This is a genomic window from Streptomyces sp. NPDC014995, assembly GCF_043080745.1.
Classification (GTDB): domain Bacteria; phylum Actinomycetota; class Actinomycetes; order Streptomycetales; family Streptomycetaceae; genus Streptomyces.
Genome location: NZ_JBIBVX010000057.1, coordinates 1 through 1,127 on the forward strand (window position 1 = coordinate 1; position 1,127 = coordinate 1,127).

The window sequence follows — 1,127 nt, forward strand, 5'->3', positions numbered from 1 at the left end:
GTGTTGCGCTCGATCAGCTTGGTCATGATGCCGCCCTTGGTCTCGATACCGAGGGACAGCGGGGTGACGTCGAGCAGCAGGACGTCCTTGACCTCGCCCTTGAGGACACCGGCCTGGAGCGAGGCGCCGATGGCGACGACCTCGTCCGGGTTCACACCCTTGTTGGCCTCCTTGCCGCCGGTCAGCTCCTTGACGAGCTCGGCGACGGCGGGCATACGGGTGGAGCCACCGACGAGCACGACGTGGTCGATGTCGTTGATGGAGATGCCGGCGTCCTTGATGACGTTGTGGAACGGCGTCTTGCAGCGCTCCAGCAGGTCGGCCGTCAGCTGCTGGAACTGGGCGCGGGTGAGCTTCTCGTCCAGGTGCAGCGGGCCCTCGGCGGACGCCGTGATGTACGGCAGGTTGATCGAGGTCTCGGTGGAGGAGGACAGCTCGATCTTGGCCTTCTCGGCGGCCTCGCGCAGGCGCTGGAGGGCCATCTTGTCCTTGGACAGGTCCACGCCGTGGCCGGACTGGAACTGCTTGACCAGGTAGTCGACGACGCGCTGGTCCCAGTCGTCACCACCGAGGTGGTTGTCACCGTTGGTGGCCTTCACCTCGACGACGCCGTCGCCGATCTCCAGCAGCGACACGTCGAAGGTGCCGCCGCCGAGGTCGAAGACGAGGATCGTCTGGTCGTCCTTGTCGAGGCCGTAGGCGAGCGCCGCGGCGGTCGGCTCGTTGACGATCCGCAGGACGTTCAGACCGGCGATCTCGCCGGCCTCCTTCGTCGCCTGGCGCTCGGAGTCGTTGAAGTACGCCGGGACGGTGATGACCGCGTCCGTGACCTTCTCGCCCAGGTAGGCCTCGGCGTCCCGCTTCAGCTTCTGCAGGATGAACGCGGAGATCTGCTGCGGGTTGAAGTCCTTCCCGTCCAGCCCGATCTTCCAGTCGGTGCCCATGTGGCGCTTGACGGACCGGATGGTCCGGTCGACGTTGGTGACCGCCTGACGCTTGGCCACCTCGCCGACGAGCACCTCGCCGTTCTTCGCGAAGGCGACGACGGACGGCGTGGTCCTGGCACCCTCGGCGTTGGTGATGACGGTGGGCTCGCCGCCCTCCAGAACGCTGACGACGGAGTTAGT

At 66.6% G+C, this 1,127-nt stretch carries 1 protein-coding gene; it reads right to left on the bottom strand.

The window, feature by feature from the left end; genetic code table 11:
- A partial coding sequence (gene dnaK / locus ACF1A1_RS39350; protein ID WP_392006999.1) for a molecular chaperone DnaK occupies window positions 1-1,127 on the bottom strand: 1,127 nt, incomplete at both ends.